We start from the raw sequence: 24,238 nt of genomic DNA, 5'->3' as shown, positions 1-24,238 counted from the left end.
CTGTTTCCTTATTCTTATTCGTGAGCAAGCGGATTACTGAATGCTGTAGCCGCCGTCGATCACCACGTTCTCGCCGTTGATCATCTTGGCTGCGTCGCTGACCAGGTAGAGCACCAGGCCGGCGATTTCTTCGGGCTGAGCGAAGCGTCCCACCGGGATCTGCAATTTGGCGCGCTCGCCCAGTTCACCGGCCCAGGCCTTCTTGCCCAGGGCGGTTTCGACGATGGTTGGCGACACGGCGTTGACGTTGATGCCGTGGGGCGCCCATTCCATGGCTAACACCTTGGTCATGCCGACCACGGCGGCCTTGCTGGCGCAGTAGGCCACATGGCGATCCAGCCCGATTACTGCAGCCTGGGAAGCAAGGTTGACGATGCGCCCGCCGCCGCTTTCTATCATGTGCCGGGCACAGGCCTGGGCCACGAAGAAGCTGGCCTTGAGGTTGATATCGAGGGTGGTGTCCCAGGCGTTTTCGCTGACCTCCAGCGCCTTGTCCAGCAACGCAACGCCGGCGCTGTTGACCAGGTAATCGATACGCCCGAGCGCGGCGGCAGCCTGGTCGACGGCGGCGTGTACCGAGTCGAGCTGGCGCAGGTCGGCCACCAGGCCCAGGTGGCCGGCGCCGAGGCTGGCGGCGACGTCCACCACCGCCGGGTCGCGATCCAGCAGGGCCACCCTGGCACCGCGTTCCACCAATAAATTGGCACAGGCCAGGCCGATACCGGCCGCGCCGCCGGTGATCACGGCGCAACGGCCGGTGAGGTCAAACGCCTGGTTCCAGAAATTGGACATTGCACACACTCCACTTAGCGTTTTTTCTTGCGCCAGACATCGATCAACACTGCGAGCACGATGATCAACCCCTTGGCCACTTGTTGGTAATACGACGACACCCCGAGCAGGTTCAAGCCGTTGTTGATCACGCCGATCAGCAGCGCGCCGAACAGCGTGCCGACAATGCTGCCGCTGCCGCCCGACAGGCTGGTACCGCCGATCACCACGGCGGCAATCGCATCCAGCTCGTAGGAAACGCCTGCCTGGGGCAGGGCCGATGTGGTGCGCGCGGCCAGTACCACGCCCGCAAGGCCCGCCAGCAGGCCGGAAATCACATACACCGAGAACGTCACCTTGCGCACGCCGATGCCGGAGGTGCGTGCGCTTTTTTCATTGCCGCCCACGGCGTATACGTAGCGGCCGTAGGTGGTGTAGCGCAGCACCATCCAGAAAATCAGCGCGACCACGGCAAAGATAATAATCGGCACGCCAATAGGCCCGAGCTTGCCGATACCCAGGGCGAGGAAGCTGTCGGGCAGGTCGGTGACGGGGCTGCCGTCGTTCAGAATAAAGGTCATGCCCCGCGCCACGCTGAGCATGCCAAGAGTGGCGACAAACGGCGGGATCGACAGGTTGGCGACCATAAAGCCATTGACTACACCCAGCATGGCCCCGGCAAACATCCCCGCACTCACCGCTGCCAGCAGGCCATAGCCCTGGGTGGCGACTAGCGCGCTGCACAAGCCGGCAAACGCCAGGATCGAACCCACCGACAGGTCGATGCCCTTCGTCAGGATCACGTAGGTCATGCCCACGGCGAGGATGCCGTTGATCGAGGTCTGGCGCAGGATGTCCATCCAGTTGCGCCACGTCATGAAGTATTCGCTGGAAAACGCCATCACCACGCACAACAGGATAAACACCAGCGGCAGGCCGAAGCGGTCCAGGGATATGCGCAGGCGATTGCGCGGCGCGGCGGTCACGGGTGCAGCAAGGACTTTGCTATTCATGAGGCAAGACTCAACAAGGCTTCCTGGGAGAGGGCGGTGTCGGTGCTGACGGTCACCAGGCGGCCGCCCTTGAATACCGCGATGCGATCACTTAGATGCAGCAGCTCCGGCGCTTCGGACGAGACCACAATGGCCGCGCCGCCGGCACGCACAAATTCATCGAGCAGGTGATAGATCTCCTGCTTGGCGCCCTCGTCGATGCCGCGCGTGGGTTCATCGCAAAGCAAGCAGATCGGCTGGGTCGACAGGCATTTGGCGAGCACCACCTTTTGCTGGTTGCCGCCGCTCATGGATTCCACCGGCAGGTCCAGGGACGAGACCTTGATCTGCAGGCGCTTGACCATGCTTTGCGCCAGGGCTTGCTCCTTGCGCGCGTTGATCACCGACCAGCTCGACAGCTGCTTGTAGGCCGACAGTGCGATATTCGCGAGGATGCTGGCGCTGAGCACCAGGCCGCTGTCTTTGCGGTCTTCGGTGACCAGTGACAGGCCGGCGCGAATCGTCGCAGCGGGTGTGCCAGTGGGCAGGGGTTGGCCTTGCAGGGTGGCGCCGCCGGCGTCGGGCACGGTGAGGCCATACAGGCAGTTGAGGAATTCACTGCGGCCCGAGCCCATCAGTCCATAGATACCGAGGATTTCGCCTTGGCGCAGTTGCAGGCTGATGTCCTGGAATTCGCCGTTGCGGCTCAGGCCGTTGACGTCCAGGCAGGTGGCGGCGGCGCATTCGCGGCCGACTTTGTGGTCGATGCGCTGCAGCTCCTGGCCGACGATACCGCGTACCAGATGAGCGCGGTCGATATCGGCCATGCGCCCGCTTTCGACAAAGGCGCCGTCGCGAAAGATGCTGTAGTCGTCGGCGATCTGCGCCAGTTCGCTGAGGCGGTGAGACACATAAATGATGCCGGCACCGCGCTCGGTGAGGCGTCGGATGGCCTTGAACAGGGTTTGCGCCTCGTGTTCGCCGATGGCCGAGGTGGGCTCGTCCATGATCATCACCTGGCAGTCATGACTGAAGGCTTTGGCGATTTCCACCAGTTGGATCTGCGCCACGCTCAGGCGGTGCATCGGGCTGGTGGCGTCCACGTCGAATTCGAGGCTTTGCAGGAGTTCGCGGGTGCGCCGGTTGAGTGCCTTGCCGTCGACAATGCAGCCGGCGCGCCGCGGCTCGCGACCCAGCCAGATGTTCTCGGCGACGGTCATGTAGGGAATCGGTTCCAGCTCCTGGGTGATCATCGCCACGCCGGCGGCGAGTGCCGCGCTGGGGCGGTCGAACTGCACCGGCTGGCCGTTGAGCAGGATGCTGCCGGCGTCGCGCCCGGTGATGCCCATCAAGATACTGAGGAAAGTCGATTTGCCGGCGCCATTGCCGCCGCACAGGGCGTGGACGCTACCGGCACGCAGAGAGAGGCGCCCATCGCGCAGGGCCGGAACCCCCGCGTAGGCTTTGGAAACGTGTTCAGCGTGGAGCAGTAATGGCGCTGCCATTGGTGTGTCCTCTTGCTGATTTTCTTATTAGGTATTTTGTCCAGTAACCTGATCATATGATCGGACAGTGATCATATGTTTAAACTGCTTGAGCCGGTTATGTCAATGGCTCGGTACAATGTCTTCCAGTGGTGTGGCAGTTTTAAACTGTTTTCTCACTTAAATAAGCCTTGACAGTACCCTGTCAGTCGCCGGCTAATGATCGTGCATAATTTCAGTGGGTGATCATTTGATCGGTCTAATGGAGAAACAGTGATGGGTGCACAAACGACGTTTTCGGTGGCCGTCGGATGCGACGAGGCGGGCTTCGAGCTCAAGGAGTTGCTCAAGCGTTTTATCGAAAACCTGGGGTATGAGGTTGAGGACTTTGGCTGCCATTCGTCCAGCCCAGTGCTCTATCCGGATATCGCGGCGGCTGTAGCGATGGCGGTCGGTGCCGGTGAGCAGCGCCTGGGTGTGTTGATTTGCGGCACGGGTATCGGCATGGCGATTTCAGCCAACAAGATCAAGGGGGTGCGGGCGGCCCAAGCCCATGACACGTATTCCGCCGAGCGGGCGCGCAAAAGCAACGATGCGCAGATCCTGTCGATCGGTGCACGGGTGATCGGGCCCGAGCTGGCCAAGAGCATCGTGAAAGTGTTTCTCGAGTCGGAATTCGAAGCGGAGCGCTCCGGGGCGAAAGTCGAGCGCATCACTGCGCTCGAACGGGCGAACAGGGCGTTGCCGTCAGACGACTGAGCCGGGTCAGAATACCGCTTTGACCTGCAGGCCCAGCACCAAAGCGTTGTCGATGTTGTCGCCGGAAAACGCTCCCGGCTCGATGATGTATTGCACATCCGGGCGCAGGGTCAGCCATGGCGTGGCCTGGTAGCCATAGCTCAGTTCGATCAACTGCTCGGCATTGTTCAGGTTGGGATAATCCGTGCCGGCGTTGAAGGCGGCCAGTTCCTGCACCTCGCGGCTGCGCGGGTTCGGTACGGCTCGGCCATAACCCAGGGCCAGGCTGTCACGTGGCCGGCCTTCGAACGGTTTGTACAGCACCACGCCCACGCCGTACCACTTGCTGAATGGCGACGCCGCTTCGCTGGCAGCGGAGTATTGGCCGAAGGCGTGCAGCACGCGGCCGGCGGATGAATCCGACGCCCACACCGCCTGGTCGATCAGCAGGTAGTGGCCGGCGCGTCCGCTGACCTCCTTGTTACTGCCAATGCGTTTCACATCGGAGCTGTCGTAGTAATAGCCCAGTTTGTATTCGCCCGGCAGGGTGCCAGCGTGTTTGTACACCAGTTCGATCGGCACCACGGTACCTGTGGTGTGCTTGGGGCTCAAGTGCCAGGCGCGGCTGGAATCGCCGTTGCTGTCGGGGTCCACATTGAACGCGGCGACGCGCAATTGCCAGGAGGGTGATAAGTCGTATTTCACCCGCGCACCCAGGCGCGCGTTCGGGTAGTTGCTCCAGCCGCTGCCGCCGGACATGTTCAGCGGGTGCCCGCAGAAACCGGCGCTCATGAAGTTGCACAGAATGCCGCTGTCCAGACCGCCGAGGTCATTGCCCATGGCCATGTAGCCGAGCTTGACGTTCAGTGCCGGGGTGAAGAGGGTGCGCTCGTAGCTCAGCTCGGTCAGGCGGGTGTAGAGGCCGCCGTAATTTTCCTGGATCGGCAGGCGGTTGCCCACCAGGTCTTCGGAAGCGCTGTTGCCGCGACGGTCATTGAGGGTGACCTGGATGCGGTCGCCATGGTTGAAACCGTAGAGCTTGCCCAGGTCGAACTGCACGCCGAGCTTGAGGTTTTGCGAGTAGCGCGCCGAGCGGTGTTGGCCGCCGTGGGCGTTGTAGGCGGTTTCGCCGCTGTAGTCGCCGGTGAAGCGAATGCCTTGCTCGTCGAGTTCACGGCGCAGGCCGCCCCAGTCGCCGGTCAGGGTGGTGTCACTGGCTTGAACGGGCAGGGCGGCGCCAAAGGCCAGGCCGAGCAACAGGCGCCCAAGGGAAAGATAAGAAGAGCGGGTCATGCGGGTTCTTCCAAAGCAGACGGCGCGGTGCAAAGAGCACCGCGCTTAAAGGCGGTTATGGCAGGGCGTAAGCGATCACGTAGTCGCCACGGTCGGTGGACTGGCGTGCGCCGCCAGCGGTGACCACCACATATTGCTTGCCGGTTTTCGGCGAAACGTAAGTCATCGGCCCACCCTGGCTGCCTACCGGCAGGCGGGCTTTCCAGATTTCCTCACCGTTGCCGCTGTTGAAGGCGCGCAGGTAGAAGTCCTGGGTGCCGGCGATAAAGATCAGGCCGCCCTGGGTCGACAGGGTGCCGCCAAGGGTCGGCAAGCCGATCTTGATCGGCAGGTGCATGCGGATGCCCAGCGGGCCGGTGTCTTCCACGGTGCCGACCGGCACTTGCCAGGCGACTTTCTGGGTCTTCATGTCGATCGCGGTCAGGGTGCCGAAGGGCGGCGCCTGGCACGGAATGCCAGCCACCGACAGGAAGCGGTTTTTGTTCACTGCATACGGCGTGCCCTTGAGCGGCACGGCGCCCATCCCAGTGTTCAGCGCTTCGCCACCGGACGCGGCCAGCGCCTTGTTCTGCGACGGCACCATCTGGATCCACAGGCCCAGGCGCATGTCGTTGACGAAGATAAAGCCGTGTACCGGGTCGGTGGAAATACTGCCCCAGTTCATGCCGCCGAGCGAACCTGGGAAACTCAAGGATTTATCGGTGCCTGGCGCGGTGTACAGGCCGTCGTAGCGCATGCCTTTGAAGTCGATGCGGCACAGCAACTGGTCGAAGGGCGTGGCACCCCACATGTCCGATTCGGTCAGGGTTTGTGCGCCGATCTGCGGCATGCCGACCGATTTTGGCTGGGTGGGCGAGTAGGGTTCGTTGGGGATGTTGGCGGCCTTGACCGGTACTTCTTTAACCTCGGTCAGTGGCTTGCCGGTGGCGCGGTCGAGCACGTAGATCTGCCCGGCCTTGGTGCCGATCACCACCGCTGGCACAGCCTTGTCGCTGCCCGGCGGGGTGAAGTCGATCAGGCTTGGCTGCATCGGCAGGTCGAAGTCCCACAGGTCATTGTGGACGGTCTGGTAGACCCATTTTTCCGCGCCGGTGGAGGCGTCCAGCGCCAATACCGAAGCGCCGTATTTATGGTTAAGCTCGGTGCGCTCCACACCATAGATGTCGGTGGACGAACTGCCCGTTGGCAGGAAAACCGTGTTCATCAGCGGGTCATAGGACATCGGTGCCCAGCTGTTCGGGGTGCTGCGCACATAGGTGCTGCCGTCGGCCGGGGCCTGCTTGTCTTGCGGATTGCCGGGGTCGAAAGCCCAGCGCATCTGGCCGGTGATCACGTCGAAACCACGGATCACGCCGCCCGGCATGTCAGCCTGTACGTTGTCGGCCACGCGGCCACCCACCACCACAGTGGTACCGGCGATCAACGGCGCGGAGGACAGTTGGTAGTAGCTGTCCGGCACGTTACCCAGGCCGGCTTTCAAGTCGACTTGGCCGTGGGTGCCGAAGTCTTCGCAGAATTTGCCGGTGTCGGCATCTACCGCGATCAGGCGGGCGTCGATGGTGTTGGTCAGCAAGCGACGCTGGCACTGCGCGCCGGCAGGAACGCTGGCGGCGATGATCGGCGAGCTGTTCGGTTGGGTCGGCTGGGCAATCGGCGCAGTGACGTCGAAATACGCCATGCCGCGGCAGCGCTGCCACACCGCCGATTTGGCGTTGACCTCGTTCTTCCACAGTTCTTTGCCGGTGTCGGCGTCGAGGGCGATCAGGTTATTGTGCGGCGTGCAGATGAAGACTTTGTTGCCGATCTGCAAGGGCGTCAGTTGGTCTTCGGCACCGTTGCCGTCGCTGATTGCCACGTCGCCGGTGTGGTAGGTCCACGCCACTTTGAGCTGGTTGACGGTGTCACGGTTGATCTGGTCCAGCGCGGCGAAGCGGCTGCCGCCTTCGGTGTTGCCGTAGTGCGCCCAGTCTTTCTGAGCATCGGCGGGGGCTACCGGCGTGATGCCAGGGCCGGTACCGGTCGGGGCCACGCTTGGGTGGGCGACAAACATATTGCCCGCCGCCACGGCCACGCCGATCGCCAATACTGCGGCGACGCCATAGGCACCGCGTGCAGGCTTATTGACGAGCAGCGGGTAGACCAGCGCTACCACCATGCCGATGGCCGCAAACATGAATACACGCGAGAACAGCGGCCAGAACACCAGCCCCACATCCGCCACCGCCCAGATGGCCGTGCCGACCAGGAAAGCCGCAAACAGCCACGCGCCCGCCGGTTTACGCCGGGCGATCATCAAGCCGGCAATCGCCATGGCCAGGCCGCCGACCAGGAAGTACCAGGAACCTCCCAGGCTGACCAGTTTGAGGCCGCCGATGGCCAGCGCGAGGCCGAGCAGGGCGATGATTACGCCCAGGCCCAGCAGTAAAAATTTAGAGGCGCCAGCGGCGCGCGATGCTCGTTTCATGTCGAAAGGACTCGAATGTGAGAGGGCAAAGACGCGATTTTAGCAACATAAGTAACTGGTTAGTACATTGGAGTCCTGCAATAGACTATTGCAGGGGGTGCGATGATGGGTTGAGGCTAAATGTCGCGTTTGGCGGCGGCGCGAGTGTGGTGAGCGGGGCAAGCCCGCTCACCACACTCGCGCGCTGAACGGGTAGCGCGTCAGGTTAGAACTTGAACCGACCCACCAACCCTTTGAGCTGGCCCGAGATATCCGTCAGCCGGCCTGACCCGGTCTGCGCTGAGTGGGCAAACTCTTCGACCAGTTGCGCATCGGCATGGATCTGCGCGATATGCCGGTTGATCTCTTCGGCCACCTGGTGCTGCTCTTCGGCGGCCGTGGCGATCTGGGTATTTTGGTCGCGGATCGAGTCGACCGAGCCCCGGATCTTGTCAAAGCTGTCGCGGGCCTGCTGGATGCGTTCCACGCTGGTGTGAGACACCAGCAGGCTGCCTTGCATCTGCTGCGTCACTTCCTGGGTGCGGCGGGCGAGGTTGCCGAGCAGGCTGTCGATTTCGCCGGTGGAGTCGGCGGTGCGGCGGGCGAGGGCGCGGACTTCGTCGGCAACTACCGCAAAACCTCGGCCCTGGTCACCGGCACGCGCGGCTTCAATGGCCGCGTTGAGCGCCAGCAAGTTGGTCTGTTCGGCAATCGAACGGATGGTGTCGAGGATGGTGTTGATGTTTTTACTGTCCTGCTCCAGCAATTGCATGGTCTGGGTGGACTTTTGCAGGTCTTCGCTCAACTTGAGCACGCTGCCGGTGGCTTCGCCAATGTGCTGTTGGCCGTTGTGCACGTCGCGGTAGCCTTCGTCGGCACTGGTGGCGGCAGCGCTGCAGGAGCGGGCGACTTCGTTGGCAGTGGCTACCATTTCGTTGAATGCGGTGCTCACCAGTTCCACGGCTTCACGTTGACGGCCGGCCGCCTGGTTCATGTTGTTGGCGACTTCGCTGGTGTCGGCGGCGGCGGTCTGCAGGTCGGAAGAAGCATTGCCAATGCGCTGCACCAACTGGGCGATCATGCTGAGGAACTGGTTGAACCAACCGGCCAAACTGGCGGTTTCGTCCTTGCCTTGTACTTTGAGCTGACGGGTCAGGTCGCCTTCTCCTTCGGCGATTTCCTGCAGGCCGTCGGCCACGCCGCGAATCGGGCGCACGATCACGCTGGCGAAACTGGCGCCGACAATCGCGAACACCAATGCCAATATCGCCGCGATGGCCCCAATTAGCCACGTCAGGCGGGTGGCGCCGGCCATCACTTCATCACGCTTGATCAGGCCGATAAAGCGCCAGCCCAAGTCTTTGGAGCTGACAACGTTGGCCATGTAAGCCACGCCATCGATGTCTATTTGGGTCACGCCGTCGCTGCGCTTGGCCAGTTCGGCATAGTTGGGGCCCAAGTCGGCCAGGGGTTTGAAGTTGTGCTTGGCATCGCTGGGGTCGACCAGCACGTTGCCGTTGCCTTCCACCAGCATCAGGTAGCCGCTGTCACCGAGCTTGATGTTGCGCACCAGTTCGGTGAGTTGCTTGAGCGATACGTCCAGGCCGACCACGCCCAGGATGTTGCCCGTGGCGTCGGCGACGGTGTGCACGGTGCCGATCAGCACCACATCGTCCGGCGCCCAGTAATAGGCGCCGGTACGCACAGTGGCGCCCGGCGCGGCGATGGCCGCCTGGTACCAGGGGCGTACGCGCGGGTCGTAGTTATTCAGTTTGGTGTCGTCGGGCCAACTGGCGTAGCCGCCGTCCTTCAAACCCAGGGACAGGTAGGCGGTGCTCGGATGGCTCTTGGCAAACTGGTCGAAAATCTCCAGTAGTGCTTTGTTTGTCGGGGTCAGCGGCAGTTGTGCAGCGTCGGCACCGGCGTAGCTCTTGAGGTCCTTGGCCGCGACAACGCGCGGGTCCTTGGCCACAAAATCGACGTTCTGGCTGATACCGTCGAAGAACTGCTTCATGCCATTGTCGATCTGGCGGATCTCGCGGCCGCTGCTGTCGAGGAAATTGGCCAGGGCCCCCTCGCGCAGATTCATTACAACCAACACAGCGACCAAAACGACCGGGACGCACGCGATGGCGGCAAACGCCCAGGTCAGCTTTTGCTTGATATTCATGACTTCACCCGCGGGTATTTATAATTTTGGCAAGGAGAAAACAGTAGCGTCGAGCGTCGCATGTGTTGTTATGACGGGGGGGTGTGGCCCATGCGTACCCCCTGTATATCGACTGAGGGGGCACGTACTTGAGGTCGAAGGGCGTGTTTAACCGATGCGCTCGCCACCCAGCGCATCACGCTGCATCGACTGCAGGTTTTTTTCGATGGTTTCGCAGATGGTGTCCATCTGGATCTGATGTTCGCTGGAGTTGAACGGGCTTTGCAGGTCGGTACCGATGCGCTCGATAGCCAGCAGCATGAAGCCCACCACCGTCGAGGCCAGCGGGGTGAACCACCCCAGGGATTCCACCAGGCCCACCGGCACGATCAGGCAGAACAGCGAAATAAACAATCGCGGGAAGTACACGTAAGGGTAGGGCAGCGGCGTGTTGGCGATTCGCTCCATGCCACCTTGGGCGTTGGACAAATCCACCAGCGTCGACTCCAGCCGCGCCAGGCGGATGCTGTCCAGGTGACCGACCTTGTATTCCTTGGCCAGCAGCGCGGCGGAGCCGGTGAGGATGTCGTTGGCAAAGTTGTTGGTGGTGCCGTTGCGCGCAAACTCATCGCCGGGGATAAACGCCCGGACTTCCGCGGGACACGGCTGGCCCTTGAGGTGCGCGGCCAGGCAATTCACATAGGCCACATGGCGGCGCAGCAGGGTGGCCTTGACCGGGTTCACTTCGCCGGCGGGATCATCGAGCAGGGTCAATACCTGGCGGGCAAAGCTGCGCGAGTTGTTGACCATTGCACCCCACAAGGTGCGGGCTTCCCACCAGCGGTTGTAGGCGCTGCTGTTACGGAAACTGATCAGCACCACCAGCGCCGAACCCAGCAGGGTCAGGGGCATCAGCGGCAGATTGATCTTGTAGGTGAGAAACAACATGAAGTCGACGGTGACGGCGACGTCCCACAGCAACAGCCAGAACAGGGCCCAGCCTACGTAGCCCATGGTCTTGATGATCAGTCGGTACTTTTTGAGAATGGCGGCTTTCAAACGCGGACCTCGGGGCGAGCAGTAAGCAACAGTGCCTAACTCGGACGCCCGTCGGCGGGGAAGGTTCGCCCCGCACCTGAATCGTTTAAGTTACATAGGTATCAACACTGCTCCGGAGCACTTATGAAAATCGGCGTGATTTCCGATACCCACGGCTTACTGCGGCCAGAGGCCGTCGCAGCATTGCAGGGCTGTGAACAGATCATCCATGCCGGAGATATCGGCAGCCTGGATATTCTCGATCAATTGGCGCTGATCGCACCGCTTCACGTGGTGCGCGGCAATAAAGATCAGGATGCTGCATGGGCGCAGTCGGTGCCCGATCATCTGACGATTGATGTGAACGGCTGGAAGGCGCTGTTGGTGCATGACATCGCCGATGTAACGGGGTTACTCGATTCACACACGCGGTTGGTGATCACCGGCCATTCGCACAAGCCGCTGATCGAGTGGCGCGGCGCAACGTTGTATGTGAACCCCGGCAGCGCAGGGCGGCGGCGCTTCAAGTTGCCGGTGACGTTGGCGTTGCTGGAGGTGCTGGAGACGTCCATTGAGCCGCGGTTGATCGCGCTGCTGGACTGAGCCGCGTTTTACCGCTGCGCAAGAATGGTTTGCAGCAATCCCGGGAACCGCTCATCAAGCAGATCGCCGCGCAACGAATTCAGATGAGTGGTGCCGGCACTGCGAGTCTGCACCAGCCCGGCATCGCGCAACACGCGGAAATGATGGGACATGCTCGACTTGGGACGCCCGCCGTCCAGTTCGCCGCAGGTGGCTTCGGGCACACCGGCCAGGCAGCGCACGATTTCCAGGCGCACCGGGTCACTCAGCGCGTACAGCAGGCGCTCGAGGGTCAGGTCTTCAAGAGGAGGGTGTTTAAAGGCTCGCATGAAACGAATCATAACAGGGGGGTATCATCGAATACTATAGTTCGATTACCATCGAACTATCGAATCATCCACTCGCTCCCGGAGTTCTCAATGCCCGCTTTGTTCGAACCGTTCAAACTCAAAGACGTCACCCTGCGCAATCGCATCGCCATCCCGCCAATGTGCCAATACATGGCCGATGATGGCATCGTCAACGACTGGCACCTCGTGCATCTGGCCAGTATGGCGCGTGGCGGCGCCGGGTTGCTGGTGGTCGAAGCCACCGCTGTAGCGCCTGAGGGGCGTATCACCCCAGGTTGCGCCGGTATCTGGAGTGACGCCCACGCTGAAGCGTTCGTGCCCATGGTCAAGGCCATCAAGGCCGCCGGCTCGGTGCCAGGCATCCAGATCGGCCACGCCGGCCGCAAAGCCAGCGCCAACCGCCCGTGGGAAGGTGACGACCACATGCCGGCTTCCGATGCGCGCAGCTGGGAAACCATCGCACCGTCGGCGATCGCCTTCGGTGCCAACCTGCCGCAAGTGCCACGCGCCATGACCCTGGACGACATCGCTCGGGTCAAGCAGGACTTCGTCGACGCCGCCCGCCGGGCCCGTGACGCCGGCTTCGAGTGGATCGAACTGCACTTCGCCCATGGTTACCTGGGCCAGAGCTTCTTCTCCGAGCATTCCAACCAGCGCACCGACGCCTACGGCGGCAGCTTTGACAACCGCAGCCGCTTCCTCCTGGAAACCCTGGCCGCCGTGCGCGAAGTCTGGCCAGAGAACCTGCCCCTGACCGCGCGTTTTGGCGTGATCGAATACGACGGCCGTGACGAGCAGACCCTTACCGAATCCATCGAACTGGCCCGCAACTTCAAGGCTGGCGGCCTGGACCTGCTGAGCGTCAGCGTCGGTTTTACCATCCCCGACACCCATATTCCGTGGGGCCCGGCCTTCATGGGCCCGATCGCCGAGCGCGTGCGCCGCGAAGCGGGCATCCCGGTGACCTCGGCCTGGGGCTTTGGCACGCCGCAACTGGCAGAAGGCGCGTTGCAGTCTGGGCACCTGGACCTGGTCTCGGTCGGTCGTGCGCACCTGGCTGACCCGCATTGGGCCTACTTTGCGGCCAAGGAACTGGGCGTGGAGAAATCCTCCTGGACGTTGCCGGCGCCTTACGCCCATTGGCTGGAGCGCTATCGCTAAGGTAAGCCAGGCAGTCTATAGGCCACTCAATTGAGTGGCTTTTTTTGTCTCGGCATTGATACAAAATGGATACGCAAAAAATAACGAATGAGAATAGATATCAAACGAGAATTCTTTGATATACCATGCGCGTCGAATTCTTGGCAGGTTTGCCGTCCCATCTGGCTCATTCACTAGGTGCAACATTCATGCGTCGTACCCTGATTTCCCTCTGTGTGCTTCAAGCTTTTTCGCCTTTTACCTGGGCAGAGGTTGTCTCTGCCGACAAGGCCAGTCTTGAGCTGCAAGCCACCAATGTCACGGGACAGGCGGACTACGAGACGGCTCAGGGGCCGGTCAAGGGCTACCACGCCACACGGTCAGCGAGTGCAACGCGCACCGATACCTCGATTCATGAAACGCCGCAGTCCATCACCGTGGTGTCCAAAGATGTGGTCGAGGACATCGGCGCCACCCGTTTGCAGGAAGCGCTGGACTACGCCGGTGGTGTCGGCCGCGCCAACAACTTCGGCGGGCAGGGCCTGACCACTTTTACCGTGCGCGGCTTTACCACTGGCGAGTTCTATCGCAACGGCTTTCCTGTAAACCGCGGCTACCCGGCCATGCCTGATGCCAACACGATCGAACGCCTTGAAGTGCTGCGTGGCCCGGCCACCATGCTCTACGGCCGTGGCGATCCCGGCGGTACCTTCAACGTGGTGTCCAAGCAGCCCCTGGCCGAGCGCACGGTCACATTGGGCAGCCAGTTGGATGATCAAGGCATGAAGCGCGGCACCCTGGATGCCTCCGGCCCGCTGGATGAGGAGGGCCGCCTGGCTTATCGCCTGAACGTGGTGGGCGAGGGCGGCGACACCTTCCGCGACCACGTCTCCACCGAACGCTACGGTGTGGCCCCGGTGCTGACCTGGCAAGCCACCGACGAAACCAAGGTGATCTTCGAAGGCGACTTCATACGCAACAACCACCCGCTGGATCGCGGCCTGACGCGCTTTGCCAACCAGCGCGGCACGCCGTCGCGCGACACCTTCTGGGGCGAAAAATACGCCGGCAACCTGCACAACGATAACAACATGGCGCAGTTGCGTTTCGAGCATATGCTCAACGACAACTGGACTCTGGGCGGAGGGTTCCAGTGGTTGGACGGCACGATGAAGGGCAATGGCGTGGAGGCAAACAACGCCAGCAGCCTCGGGGCCGACGGCCGCACCCTGCAGCGCAACTTCAACTACCGCAAGCTGGACTGGACCGACAAGGACTACCAGCTCAACCTGACCGGGCACTTCTCCACCGGGGGGCTGGAGCACACCTTGCTCACCGGTATCGAATACGAAGATTACGACTACAAGTCGATCATCCAGCGTTCCAGTGCTGCGTTCCCGATCGATATCTTCAACCCGGTCTATGGCCAGCCGCGTCCGGCGCTGACGCGCACGCCGACCCACGATAAAGAAAACCTCAAGACTTACGCCGCATTCGTCCAGGACCAGGTGGCATTGACCGACCGTTTGAAAGTCCTCGCGGGCGCGCGCTTTGAGCGGTTCGAGCACAAGTACGAATCCTACGTAACCGGCGTGCGCGACTGGAACGCCGCCGATAATGCTGTCACCCCGCGCGTCGGCGTGATGTACGACCTCACCGACACCGTCGCGATCTACGCTGATGCCGCCCGCTCCTTCAAGCCGAACACTGGCGCCAGCCGCCAGGGTGGCGGGTTCGAGCCGGAGAAGGGCAAGTCCTATGAGATGGGCGTGAAATGGGAAGCGCTGGATAAACAGCTGAGCGTCGACGCGGCGATCTACCAGATCGAAAAGAAAAACGTCCAAGGTGTCGACCCGCTCGACTCCGCTTTCAACGTCGCGACCGGTCAGGTGCGCAGCCGCGGCTTCGACCTGAACGTGGCCGGCAACCTGACGCCCGAGTGGCGGATGATCGGCGGCTATGCCTACGTGGATGCCGCCGTCACCAAGGACACGACAGTGCGTACCGGAACGCGTCTGGCCAACATCCCGCGCAACAGCTTCAGCCTGCTCAACGTGTATGAGTTCCAGGACGGCGCACTCAAGGGCCTGGGCCTTGGCGCCGGTGGAAAGTACGTGGCTGATCGTGCCGGGCAGACCAACAACTCCACGTTCACCATGGACGCTTACACGGTGGTCGACCTGCTCGGTTACTACAAGGTCAACGAAAACGTGCGGCTGAACCTGGATGTGAAGAACCTGTTTAACCGTGAGTACGAAGAGGGCTCGTTCCTGAACTTCTATGCCTACCCCGGCGAGCCGCGCACGGTGCAGGTGGGGATCTCCTACACCCTGTAGTAGCGGGACCCTATCCCGGTGGGAGCAGGCAAGCCAGCTCCCACATTAAAGCGGCGTGAGCACATTCATCACCGTATCCAACGCCACTCGCGTGTCATCCAACTGCACCAGCGACGCATGCCGCGCCCCAAGGGCGTCGCGGTTCTGGATCGCGGTAAGGATCGCCTTGTGCCGGGGCAGGCTCAGGCCCTGGATATCCGGGCGCTGGTTGGTGATGTTGATCGACTCGCGCAATGGCAGCGACAGCATGTTGCACATGTAGGCCAGCAGGTCGTTGCGGGTGGCGTCGGCAATGGCGCGGTGGAAGTCCAGGTCGGCCTGCAACAGCTGTTCGTGAGTCTGCGCGGTTTCCATGCCTTGGTAGGCTTTTTCGATGGTGGCGATGTCGTCATCGGTGGCGGTGGTTGCGGCCATGGCGGCAATTTCCGGTTCGAGGATGCGCCGCACACCGGCCAAGGTATTGAAGAATTCACTGTGGGGCGTGGACTGCATCAACCAGGACAACACGTCCGGGTCGAGCAGGTGCCATTTCAAGCGCGGCCGCACCACCGCGCCCACGCGCGGCTTGGAATACACCAGGCCCTTGGCGCTGAGCACCCGGGTCGCTTCGCGCAATACCGAGCGACTGACCTTGTACTCCTCGCAGAGCGTGGCCTCCATGGGCAGCCGTTCTTCGGGCTTGAAGCGACCGGAAACGATGTGCATGCCCAAGTCCTGAACGATCTGGGCATGCTGGCTCTTGCGCGGCTTGGGCGGCTGGTGATCCATAACGACAGGGATGCTCTGACTTAAATTCGCGGCATCATAGCATCCCAATTAGTGGGAATGCCGGGGGACTTCAGCCCCACGGCAACCCACCAGGAAGTCAAAGTCGCAACCCTGGTCGGCCTGCAGCACATGGTCGATGTACAACTGCCGGTAGCCGCCGACGATAAGCTTTTCAGGTGGCGCAAGGTCTGCCATGCGCGCCGCCAGTTCTGCGTCGGGGATGTCCAGGTGCAAACGGCCATTGGCGCAGTCGAGTTCGATCCAGTCGCCTTCCTTCACGGTGGCCAACGGTCCGCCGGCAGCGGCTTCCGGGGCCACGTGCAACACCACCGTGCCGTAGGCCGTGCCGCTCATGCGCGCGTCGGAAATTCGCACCATATCCGTCACACCCTGGGCCAGCAGCTTGGCCGGCAGGCCCATGTTGCCGACTTCGGCCATGCCTGGGTAACCCTTGGGGCCGCAGTTTTTCATGACCAGGATCGAGTTGGCGTCCACGTCCAGTTCCGGGTCGTTGATGCGCGCCTTGTACATGTCGAAGTTCTCGAACACCACCGCACGGCCGCGATGCTGCATCAGCTCGGCGCTGGCCGCCGAAGGCTTGAGCACCGCGCCCAATGGCGCCAGGTTGCCGCGCAGCACGCAGATGCCACCGTCGGCGCGGATCGGATTGTCGAGGGTACGGATCACCTCGTCCTGGCCGTAGATCGGCGAGTCCTTGGTGTTCTCGCCCAGGGTCTTGCCGTTGACGGTCAGGGCGTTCGGGTGCGGGATCAGGTTGGCTTCACCGAGGCGACGCAGCACGGCGGGCAGGCCACCGGCGTAGTAGAACTCTTCCATCAGGAAGCGCCCGGACGGTTGCAGGTCGACGATGGTCGGCATGCCACGACCGATGCGGGTCCAGTCGTCCAGGTCCAATTCAACGCCAATGCGCCCGGCGATGGCTTTCAAGTGAATCACGGCGTTGGTCGAACCACCGATGGCGGCGTTCACGCGGATTGCGTTTTCAAACGCCTCTTTGGTGAGGATCTTCGACAGTTTCAAGTCTTCGCGCACCATCTCCACGGCGCGCATGCCCGACATATGCGCCAATACATAACGCCGCGCATCCACCGCCGGGATTGCCGCGTTGTGGGGCAGCGAAGTACCGAGTGCCTCGGCCATACAGGCCATGGTCGACGCGGTGCCCATGGTGTTGCAGGTGCCTGCCGAACGCGACATGCCGCCCTCGGCCGCGAGGAAATCATCCAGCGTGATGGTGCCGGCCTTGACCTGTTCACTGAGCTGCCACACCACGGTGCCCGAGCCGATGTCCTGGCCCTTGTGCTTGCCGTTGAGCATCGGCCCACCGGTGACCACGATGGCCGGCACGTCACAACTGGCGGCGCCCATCAGCAGGGCCGGGGTGGTCTTGTCGCAGCCGGTCAGCAGCACCACACCGTCAATCGGGTTGCCGCGAATGGCTTCTTCCACGTCCATGCTCGCCAGGTTGCGGGTGAGCATGGCGGTAGGGCGCAGGTTCGATTCACCGTTGGAGAACACCGGGAATTCCACGGGGAAGCCACCGGCCTCAATCACGCCGCGTTTAACGTGGTCGGCGATCTGGCGGAAATGCGCGTTGCACGGCGTCAGCTCCGACCACGTGTTGCAGATGCCGATGATTGGCTTGCCATGGAACTGATGGTCGGCAATGCCCTGGTTCTTCATCCAGCTGCGGTACATAAAACCGTTTTTGTCGGCAGTACCAAACCACTGGGCGGAGCGTAGGCCGGGCTTTTTATCAGACATGATCGATTCTCTTATTGTATGACTATATGTTCTATCTGCGCCTAAACATAAGCGCAAAATCGATGCTTTGGAAGAGTTGTTTTGTAAATAGTCATACTATATAGTCTGGCTTAACTGAGGTATGACCCTGGCGGATTTTCGCGAGAGGCGTCCCCCGAGCTTCTATAAAAACAACAATCGGAGATCGACCCCATGAGCCAGGAACTGCGGCTTATTCGGCGCATCACGCTGAAACTGATTCCCTTCCTGATCCTGCTGTACCTGATCGCCTACGTGGACCGCTCCGCCGTGGGTTTTGCCAAGCTGCACATGGGCGCCGACGTCGGCATCGGCGATGCGGCCTATGGCCTGGGCGCGGGGTTGTTCTTCATTGGCTACTTCCTTTTCGAGATCCCCAGCAACCTGATGCTCGACCGCTTCGGCGCACGGCGTTGGTTCGCGCGGATCATGATCACCTGGGGCGCCATCACCATCGGCATGGCCTTTGTGCAGGGTCCACACAGCTTCTATGTGATGCGCTTTCTGCTTGGCGCGGCGGAAGCGGGGTTCTTTCCGGGCGTTCTCTACTACATCACCCAATGGTTCCCGGTGCGCCATCGCGGCAAGATCCTCGGGCTGTTTATCCTGTCGCAACCCATCGCAATGATGATCACCGGCCCGGTATCCGGCGGGCTGCTAGGCATGGACGGCATCCTTGGTCTGCACGGCTGGCAGTGGCTGTTTATCGTGATCGGCAGCCCGGCGATCCTGCTCACCTGGCCGGTGCTGCGCTACCTGCCGGACGGCCCCAAGCACGTCAAATGGATGAACGACGAGGAAAAAGCCTGGCTCGCCGGCGAGTTGAACAAAGACTTGCAAGCCTACGGCCAGACCCGTCACGGCAACCCACTGCATGCCTTGAAAGACAAGCGGGTGTTGCTGCTGGCGCTGTTCTACCTGCCGGTGACCCTGAGCATTTATGGCCTGGGCCTGTGGTTGCCGACGTTGATCAAACAGTTCGGCGGCAGTGATTTGACCACCGGCTTCATCTCCGCCGTGCCGTATATCTTCGGCATCATCGGCCTGCTGATCATCCCGCGCAGTTCCGACCGTTTGAACGATCGCTACGGCCACCTGGCGGTGCTCTATGTACTCGGTGCCATCGGCCTGTTCTTCAGCGCATGGCTGAGCGTGCCGCTGCTGCAAATGACGGCGCTGTGCCTGGCGGCGTTCGCGATGTTTTCTTGCACGGCGGTGTTCTGGACCTTGCCGGGTCGGTTTTTTGCCGGCGCCAGTGCGGCGGCGGGCATTGCATTGATCAACTCGGTGGGCAACCTCGGCGGCTATATCGGTCCGTTCGTGATCGGTGCGCTCAAGGAATACACCGGCAACCTCGCCTCGGGCTTGTACTTCCTGTCCGGGGTCATGGTGTTCGGGCTGGTCTTGACCGGCGTGGTCTACCGCGTGCTGGAGCGCAAGCACGCACTGCCCGCCGATCAATTCGCCGCCAGCGCTCGTGGCGCCACACGTACTTAATCTGGGAGAAGTTTCATGCGTTTAGTTCAGTTCGAATTAAGCAATGGCGAGCGTCGGGTCGGCGTTGTAGAGGGCGACAGCCTGCGCGAAGTCCAGACGGCGCGCAGTGTGCGCGAATTGGCCCTGGCCGCCATCGAAGCGGGCGTCGGCCTGGCACAACAGGTGAACAGCCTCGGTCTGGGCGATAGCCACGACTACGCCGCACTGCTGGCCGAGCTGAAGATCCTGCCGCCGCTGGACCACCCGGACCCGGCGCACATGTTGATCAGCGGTACCGGCCTGACCCACCTGGGCAGCGCCTCGGCGCGGGACAAAATGCACCAGGCCGGCGATGACACTGCACTGACCGACACCATGCGCATCTTCAAATGGGGCGTGGAGGGCGGCAAGCCAGCAGCGGGTCAGGCGGGCGTGCAACCGGAGTGGTTCTATAAAGGTGACGGCAGCATCGTCGTGCGTCCAGGCGCCGCCTTCCCGGTGCCACCGTTTGCCGAAGATGCCGGCGAAGAACCGGAGATCGGCGGCCTGTACGTGATCGGCCCGGACAGCAAGCTCTACCGTGTGGGCTTCGCGGTGGGCAACGAGTTCTCCGACCACATCATGGAGCGCAAGAATTACCTGTACCTGGCCCATTCCAAACTGCGCAGTTGCAGCTACGGCCCGGAGCTGCGCGTGGGCGAGTTGCCCCAGCACCTGGCGGGCACCAGCCGCCTCCTGCGTAACGGCAAGGAAATCTGGCGGAACGAATTCCTCAGCGGCGAGGCCAATATGTGCCACAGCCTGGAAAACCTCGAGTATCACCACTTCAAATACCGCCAGTTCCTCAAGCCCGGCGATGTGCACGTCCACTTTTTCGGCACCGCCACCTTGTCATTCGCCGACGGTATACGTACTCAACCGGGCGATGTGTTCGAGATCAGCCAAGCCGAGTTCGGCGCGCCATTGATCAACAGCGTCGGCAGCAGCGATGCGGCATTCGAACCCGGCCACGTCATCACCCTTTAATGGAGAACCCCATGACCCAGTTCCTCGGCCACAACTACATCGGCGGCCAGCGCAGCGCCAACGGCAGCGTCAAACTGCAAAGCGTCGACGCCGCCACTGGCGAAGCCTTGCCCCAGGATTTCTACCAGGCTACCCCGGAAGAAGTCGACGCCGCCGCCAAGGCTGCCGCGCAGGCTTACCCTGCGTACCGTGCCATGAGTGCGGCGCGTCGCGCGCAGTTCCTGGACGCGGTGGCCGATGAGCTGGACGCGTTGGGCGATGACTTTGTCGAGCTGGTCTGCCGCGAAACCGCGCTGCCGGCTGCGCGTATCAAGGGCGAGCGTGGGCGCACCAGCGGCCAGATGCGCCTGTTCGCGACCGTGCTGCGTCGCGGTGATTTCTACGGCGCGCGTATCGACAAGGCGCTGCCGGATCGCCAGCCGATGCCTCGCCCGGATTTGCGCCAATACCGTATCGGCCTCGGGCCGGTTGCGGTGTTCGGCGCGAGCAACTTTCCCCTGGCCTTTTCCACGGCCGGCGGCGACACCGCAGCCGCACTGGCGGCGGGCTGCCCGGTCGTCTTCAAGGCCCACAGTGGGCATATGGCGACCGCCGAGCGGGTGGCCGATGCGATCATTCGGGCGGCCGAAAGCACCGAGATGCCGGCCGGCGTGTTCAATATGATCTTCGGCGGTGGCGTCGGTGAAGCGCTGGTCAAGCACCCGGCGATCCAGGCCGTAGGCTTCACGGGTTCGCTCAAGGGCGGGCGTGCCTTGTGCGACATGGCTGCGGCACGTGCGCAGCCGATCCCTGTGTTTGCCGAAATGTCGAGCATCAACCCGGTGATCGTGCTGCCCCAGGCCCTCACAGCACGGGCTGAAAGTGTTGCTCGTGACCTGACCGCCTCGGTAGTGCAAGGCTGCGGCCAGTTCTGCACCAACCCAGGCCTGGTGATCGGTATCGCTTCGCCTGCATTCACGGCGTTTACTCAACAAGTTGCGCAACTGATCGGTGATCAACCGGCGCAGACCATGCTCAACGCCGGCACCCTGGGCAGCTACGGCAAAGGCCTGGAAAAACTTCTGGCGCACCCCGGCATCCAGCACCTCGCGGGCAGCGCTCAGGCCGGTAACCAGGCACACCCGCAATTGTTCAAGGCCGATGTGCGCCTGTTGATCGACGGCGATGAAGTGCTGCAGGAAGAAGTGTTCGGCCCCACCACGGTATTTGTCGAAGTCGCCGACCAGGCCCAACTCAGCGCCGCCTTACATGGCCTGCACGGTCAATTGACGGCGACGGTCATTGGCGAGCCGGCCGACCTGCAACAGTTCGCCGAACTCACGCCACTGCTCGAACAGAAAGTCGGGCGCATCCTGCTCAACGGCTACCCGACCGGTGTGGAAGTCTGCGATTCGATGGTGCACGGCGGGCCGTACCCCGCGACGTCCGATGCGCGTGGCACCTCGGTCGGTACGCTGGCCATCGACCGTTTCCTGCGCCCGGTGTGCTTCCAGAATTACCCTGATAGCCTGCTGCCCGACGCGTTGAAAAACGCTAACCCGTTGCGTATCCAGCGGCTCGTGGATGGCACGCCTTCACGCGACGCGCTGTAAAAAAAACAATGAAGCAGGAGGTTTCATGTCGCTGAGTGCCGTCACCGCGCACCGTGCGCAATTGGGGGAGGGCCCGTTCTGGGACGTGCCCACCCAGGCCCTGTACTGGGTCAACATTGCCGGCAAACAGGCATTGCGCCTGATGGACGGGCAGTTACAGGTCTGGCAATTGCCCGAGCATGTCTCGGCGTTTATCCCGTGTGAAAGCGGCGATGCCGTGGTGACCTTGAGCAGCGGCGTGTACCGCCTGGACCTGGTCACCGAAGCCTTGACCCTGCTGTGTGTGGCCGACCCGCAATCGGGCAATCGTGGCAATGAAGCGCGCTGCGATGCCCAGGGCCGTCTGTGGCTGGGCACTATGCAGAACAACATTGGCGAGCAGGGCGAAGACCTGCCCATCACCCGACGCTCCGGCGGCCTGTTTCGCATTGATGCCGATGCGCAGGTCACGCCGTTGCTGAGTGGCCTGGGCATTCCCAACACCTTGCTGTGGAGCGATGACGGCCGCCACGTGCATTTTGGCGACAGCATGGAGGGCACGCTGTACCGGCATGGGGTTCTGCCGAACGGTCAACTCGAACCCGCGCACGTCTGGTTCGGCCCCCATGAACGTGGCGGGCCGGACGGCTCGGCCATGGACGTCGAAGGCTATATCTGGAACGCGCGCTGGGACGGCAGTTGCCTGCTGCGCCTCACGCCTGGTGGTGAGGTGGACCGCATCATCGAGCTGCCCGTGAGCCGCCCCACCAGTTGCGTATTTGGCGGCCCTAACCTCACCACCCTCTATATCACCAGTGCCGCCAGCCCGTTGGATCACCCTTTGGACGGCGCCGTGCTGGCCATTGAGGTTGACGTGCCAGGCAAGCCCTGTCACCGCTTTGCCGGCTAAATCCCGATTTTAAAAACAACAACAAGGAGTCACCTGTATGAATCGTCGTCGAGGTTTGCGTTCCCTGTGCTGCGCCGCTGTGGCGGTTTCGGCCATGAGCCTGAGCGGGCTGCTGCTGGCCGCTGAGGAAGTCAAGATCGGTTTTCTGGTCAAGCAGGCTGAAGAACCGTGGTTCCAGACCGAATGGGCCTTTGCCGAAAAAGCCGGCAAGGAGCATGGCTTCACCGTGATCAAGATCGCCGTGCCCGATGGCGAAAAAACCCTGTCGGCTATCGACAGCCTGGCGGCCAACGGCGCCAAAGGCTTTGTGATTTGCCCGCCGGACGTGTCCCTGGGCCCGGCCATTGTCGCCAAGGCCAAGGCCAACGGCTTGAAAGTGATTGCTGTGGATGACCGCTTCGTCGACGCCAAAGGCGCCTTCATGGAAGACGTGCCGTACCTGGGCATGGCTGCGTTTGAAGTCGGCCAGAAGCAGGGGGCGGCCATGGCCGCCGAAGCTAAAAAACGCGGCTGGGACTGGAAGGACACCTATGCGGTGATCAACACCTTCAACGAGCTCGACACCGGTAAAAAACGCACCGACGGATCGATACAGTCCCTGAAAGAGGCCGGCATTCCTGACGACCATATTCTCACCGCTGCGCTTAAAACCCTCGACGTACCAGGCAGCATGGACGCCACCAACTCGGCGCTGGTCAAGCTGCCCAGCGGTGCGAAAAACCTGATCATCGGTGGCATGAACGACAACACCGTACTCGGCGGCGTACGCGCGACCGAAAGCGCCGGCTTCAAAGCCGCCAATGTGATCGGCATCGGCATCAATGGCACCGACGCTATCGGTGAACTGAAGAAAGCCAACAGCGGCTTCTTCGGTTCGATGCTGCCTAGCCCGCACATCGAGGGCTACAACACCGCGCTGATGATGTACGAGTGGGTCACCAAAGGCACCGAGCCGCCGAAGTACACCGCCATGGACGAAGTGACCCTGATCACCCGCGAAAACTTCAAGCAGGAGCTGGAAAAGATCGGCCTGTGGAAATAAGGCAGTTCGCTTTCCTCGGCAGCCCCGGCAACAGGGCTGCCTGATCGGTGTGATGAGGTGGTTATGCACGCGCAAGTCAATGAACAACAACACACTGCCGGCGCCAGTCTGCGTTTTGACGGCATCGGTAAAACCTTTCCCGCGGTCAAGGCGCTGGATGGCATCAGCTTCACCGCCCACCCTGGGCAGGTGCATGCCTTGATGGGCGAGAACGGCGCGGGCAAGTCGACGCTGCTGAAGATCCTCGGCGGCGCCTACATCCCCAACAGCGGCACGCTGCAAATCGGCGAGCAGACCATGGCGTTCAAGAACGCGGCGGACAGCAT

At 62.1% G+C, this 24,238-nt stretch carries 19 protein-coding genes and 2 pseudogenes; 10 read left to right on the top strand and 11 right to left on the bottom strand.

Going from position 1 to position 24,238, the window contains the following annotated elements; translation table 11 throughout:
* Window positions 1-33 precede the first annotated feature (33 nt).
* The 3 genes from AACY36_RS15630 to AACY36_RS15620 are packed head-to-tail and all read right to left on the bottom strand — an operon-like array spanning window position 34 to window position 3,268.
* Window positions 34-792, bottom strand: coding sequence for an SDR family oxidoreductase (locus AACY36_RS15630; RefSeq protein WP_339419358.1), 759 nt, complete (start codon window positions 790-792; stop codon window positions 34-36).
* A 14-nt stretch (window positions 793-806) separates the two neighbouring features.
* Complete coding sequence (locus AACY36_RS15625; RefSeq protein WP_339419356.1) at window positions 807-1,784, bottom strand: ABC transporter permease; 978 nt, start codon at window positions 1,782-1,784, stop codon at window positions 807-809.
* Window positions 1,781-3,268, bottom strand: coding sequence for a sugar ABC transporter ATP-binding protein (locus AACY36_RS15620; RefSeq protein WP_339419354.1), 1,488 nt, complete (start codon window positions 3,266-3,268; stop codon window positions 1,781-1,783). Before AACY36_RS15620 ends, AACY36_RS15625 begins: the two co-directional genes overlap by 4 nt.
* A gap of 255 nt (window positions 3,269-3,523) precedes the next feature.
* Between AACY36_RS15620 and rpiB the strand changes: the two genes are divergently transcribed.
* Complete coding sequence (gene rpiB, locus AACY36_RS15615; protein WP_339419352.1) at window positions 3,524-4,006, top strand: ribose 5-phosphate isomerase B; 483 nt, start codon at window positions 3,524-3,526, stop codon at window positions 4,004-4,006.
* Between the two features lie 6 nt (window positions 4,007-4,012).
* Here rpiB and AACY36_RS15610 read toward each other — a convergent pair whose 3' ends face one another.
* The 5 genes and pseudogenes from AACY36_RS15610 to AACY36_RS15595 form a co-directional block, all read right to left on the bottom strand.
* Complete coding sequence (locus AACY36_RS15610; RefSeq protein WP_339419350.1) at window positions 4,013-5,278, bottom strand: carbohydrate porin; 1,266 nt, start codon at window positions 5,276-5,278, stop codon at window positions 4,013-4,015.
* Window positions 5,279-5,333: 55 nt separating this feature from the next.
* On the bottom strand, window positions 5,334-7,742 hold the full coding sequence (locus AACY36_RS15605; protein ID WP_339419349.1) for a glucose/quinate/shikimate family membrane-bound PQQ-dependent dehydrogenase: 2,409 nt from the start codon (window positions 7,740-7,742) through the stop codon (window positions 5,334-5,336).
* A gap of 205 nt (window positions 7,743-7,947) precedes the next feature.
* Window positions 7,948-8,484, bottom strand: a pseudogene (locus tag AACY36_RS28310) (methyl-accepting chemotaxis protein); the annotation flags it as partial.
* Between the two features lie 327 nt (window positions 8,485-8,811).
* A pseudogene (locus tag AACY36_RS28305) lies at window positions 8,812-9,810 on the bottom strand (cache domain-containing protein); the annotation flags it as partial.
* A gap of 228 nt (window positions 9,811-10,038) precedes the next feature.
* Window positions 10,039-10,929, bottom strand: coding sequence for a bestrophin family protein (locus AACY36_RS15595; protein ID WP_339419346.1), 891 nt, complete (start codon window positions 10,927-10,929; stop codon window positions 10,039-10,041).
* A gap of 123 nt (window positions 10,930-11,052) precedes the next feature.
* Between AACY36_RS15595 and AACY36_RS15590 the strand changes: the two genes are divergently transcribed.
* The gene (locus AACY36_RS15590; RefSeq protein ID WP_339497281.1) at window positions 11,053-11,511 is read left to right on the top strand and encodes a metallophosphoesterase family protein; all 459 of its coding nucleotides are present in this window, start codon (window positions 11,053-11,055) and stop codon (window positions 11,509-11,511) included.
* A gap of 8 nt (window positions 11,512-11,519) precedes the next feature.
* Here the strand turns inward: AACY36_RS15590 and AACY36_RS15585 are convergent, their stop codons facing one another.
* Window positions 11,520-11,831, bottom strand: coding sequence for an ArsR/SmtB family transcription factor (locus AACY36_RS15585; RefSeq protein ID WP_339419343.1), 312 nt, complete (start codon window positions 11,829-11,831; stop codon window positions 11,520-11,522).
* 78 nt (window positions 11,832-11,909) lie between these two features.
* Here AACY36_RS15585 and AACY36_RS15580 point away from each other — a divergent pair, with 78 nt between their 5' ends.
* Window positions 11,910-13,001: an NADH:flavin oxidoreductase/NADH oxidase gene (locus AACY36_RS15580; protein ID WP_339468768.1), complete on the top strand. Its 1,092-nt coding sequence runs from the start codon at window positions 11,910-11,912 to the stop codon at window positions 12,999-13,001.
* A 188-nt stretch (window positions 13,002-13,189) separates the two neighbouring features.
* Window positions 13,190-15,316: a TonB-dependent siderophore receptor gene (locus AACY36_RS15575; protein WP_339497279.1), complete on the top strand. Its 2,127-nt coding sequence runs from the start codon at window positions 13,190-13,192 to the stop codon at window positions 15,314-15,316.
* Between the two features lie 45 nt (window positions 15,317-15,361).
* Here AACY36_RS15575 and AACY36_RS15570 read toward each other — a convergent pair whose 3' ends face one another.
* Both AACY36_RS15570 and AACY36_RS15565 read right to left on the bottom strand, forming a co-directional pair.
* Window positions 15,362-16,084, bottom strand: a complete 723-nt coding sequence (locus AACY36_RS15570) for a FadR/GntR family transcriptional regulator (protein ID WP_339419340.1) — start codon at window positions 16,082-16,084, stop codon at window positions 15,362-15,364.
* A gap of 48 nt (window positions 16,085-16,132) precedes the next feature.
* Window positions 16,133-17,869, bottom strand: coding sequence for an IlvD/Edd family dehydratase (locus AACY36_RS15565; protein ID WP_339419338.1), 1,737 nt, complete (start codon window positions 17,867-17,869; stop codon window positions 16,133-16,135).
* A 192-nt stretch (window positions 17,870-18,061) separates the two neighbouring features.
* Here AACY36_RS15565 and AACY36_RS15560 point away from each other — a divergent pair, with 192 nt between their 5' ends.
* From AACY36_RS15560 to AACY36_RS15535, 6 genes are all read left to right on the top strand, one after another.
* The gene (locus AACY36_RS15560) at window positions 18,062-19,384 is read left to right on the top strand and encodes an MFS transporter (RefSeq protein WP_339419336.1); all 1,323 of its coding nucleotides are present in this window, start codon (window positions 18,062-18,064) and stop codon (window positions 19,382-19,384) included.
* A gap of 15 nt (window positions 19,385-19,399) precedes the next feature.
* Complete coding sequence (gene araD1 / locus AACY36_RS15555) at window positions 19,400-20,389, top strand: AraD1 family protein (RefSeq protein ID WP_339497278.1); 990 nt, start codon at window positions 19,400-19,402, stop codon at window positions 20,387-20,389.
* Window positions 20,390-20,400: 11 nt separating this feature from the next.
* Entirely contained in the window at window positions 20,401-21,981 is a 1,581-nt protein-coding gene (locus AACY36_RS15550) for an aldehyde dehydrogenase (NADP(+)) (protein WP_339419332.1), read from the top strand.
* Between the two features lie 25 nt (window positions 21,982-22,006).
* Window positions 22,007-22,870, top strand: coding sequence for an SMP-30/gluconolactonase/LRE family protein (locus AACY36_RS15545; protein ID WP_339419330.1), 864 nt, complete (start codon window positions 22,007-22,009; stop codon window positions 22,868-22,870).
* A gap of 37 nt (window positions 22,871-22,907) precedes the next feature.
* Complete coding sequence (locus AACY36_RS15540) at window positions 22,908-23,912, top strand: substrate-binding domain-containing protein (RefSeq protein ID WP_339419328.1); 1,005 nt, start codon at window positions 22,908-22,910, stop codon at window positions 23,910-23,912.
* 63 nt (window positions 23,913-23,975) lie between these two features.
* Window positions 23,976-24,238: ATP-binding cassette domain-containing protein (locus AACY36_RS15535; protein WP_339419326.1), on the top strand; the 263-nt coding region annotated here is incomplete at its 3' end.

Source organism: Pseudomonas sp. EA_15y_Pfl1_P101 (assembly GCF_963970835.1).
GTDB classification, from domain to species: Bacteria; Pseudomonadota; Gammaproteobacteria; order Pseudomonadales; family Pseudomonadaceae; genus Aquipseudomonas; species Aquipseudomonas tritici.
The sequence above is the reverse complement of the archived record's forward strand: the minus strand, read 5'-3'. Positions and strand labels throughout refer to the sequence as shown.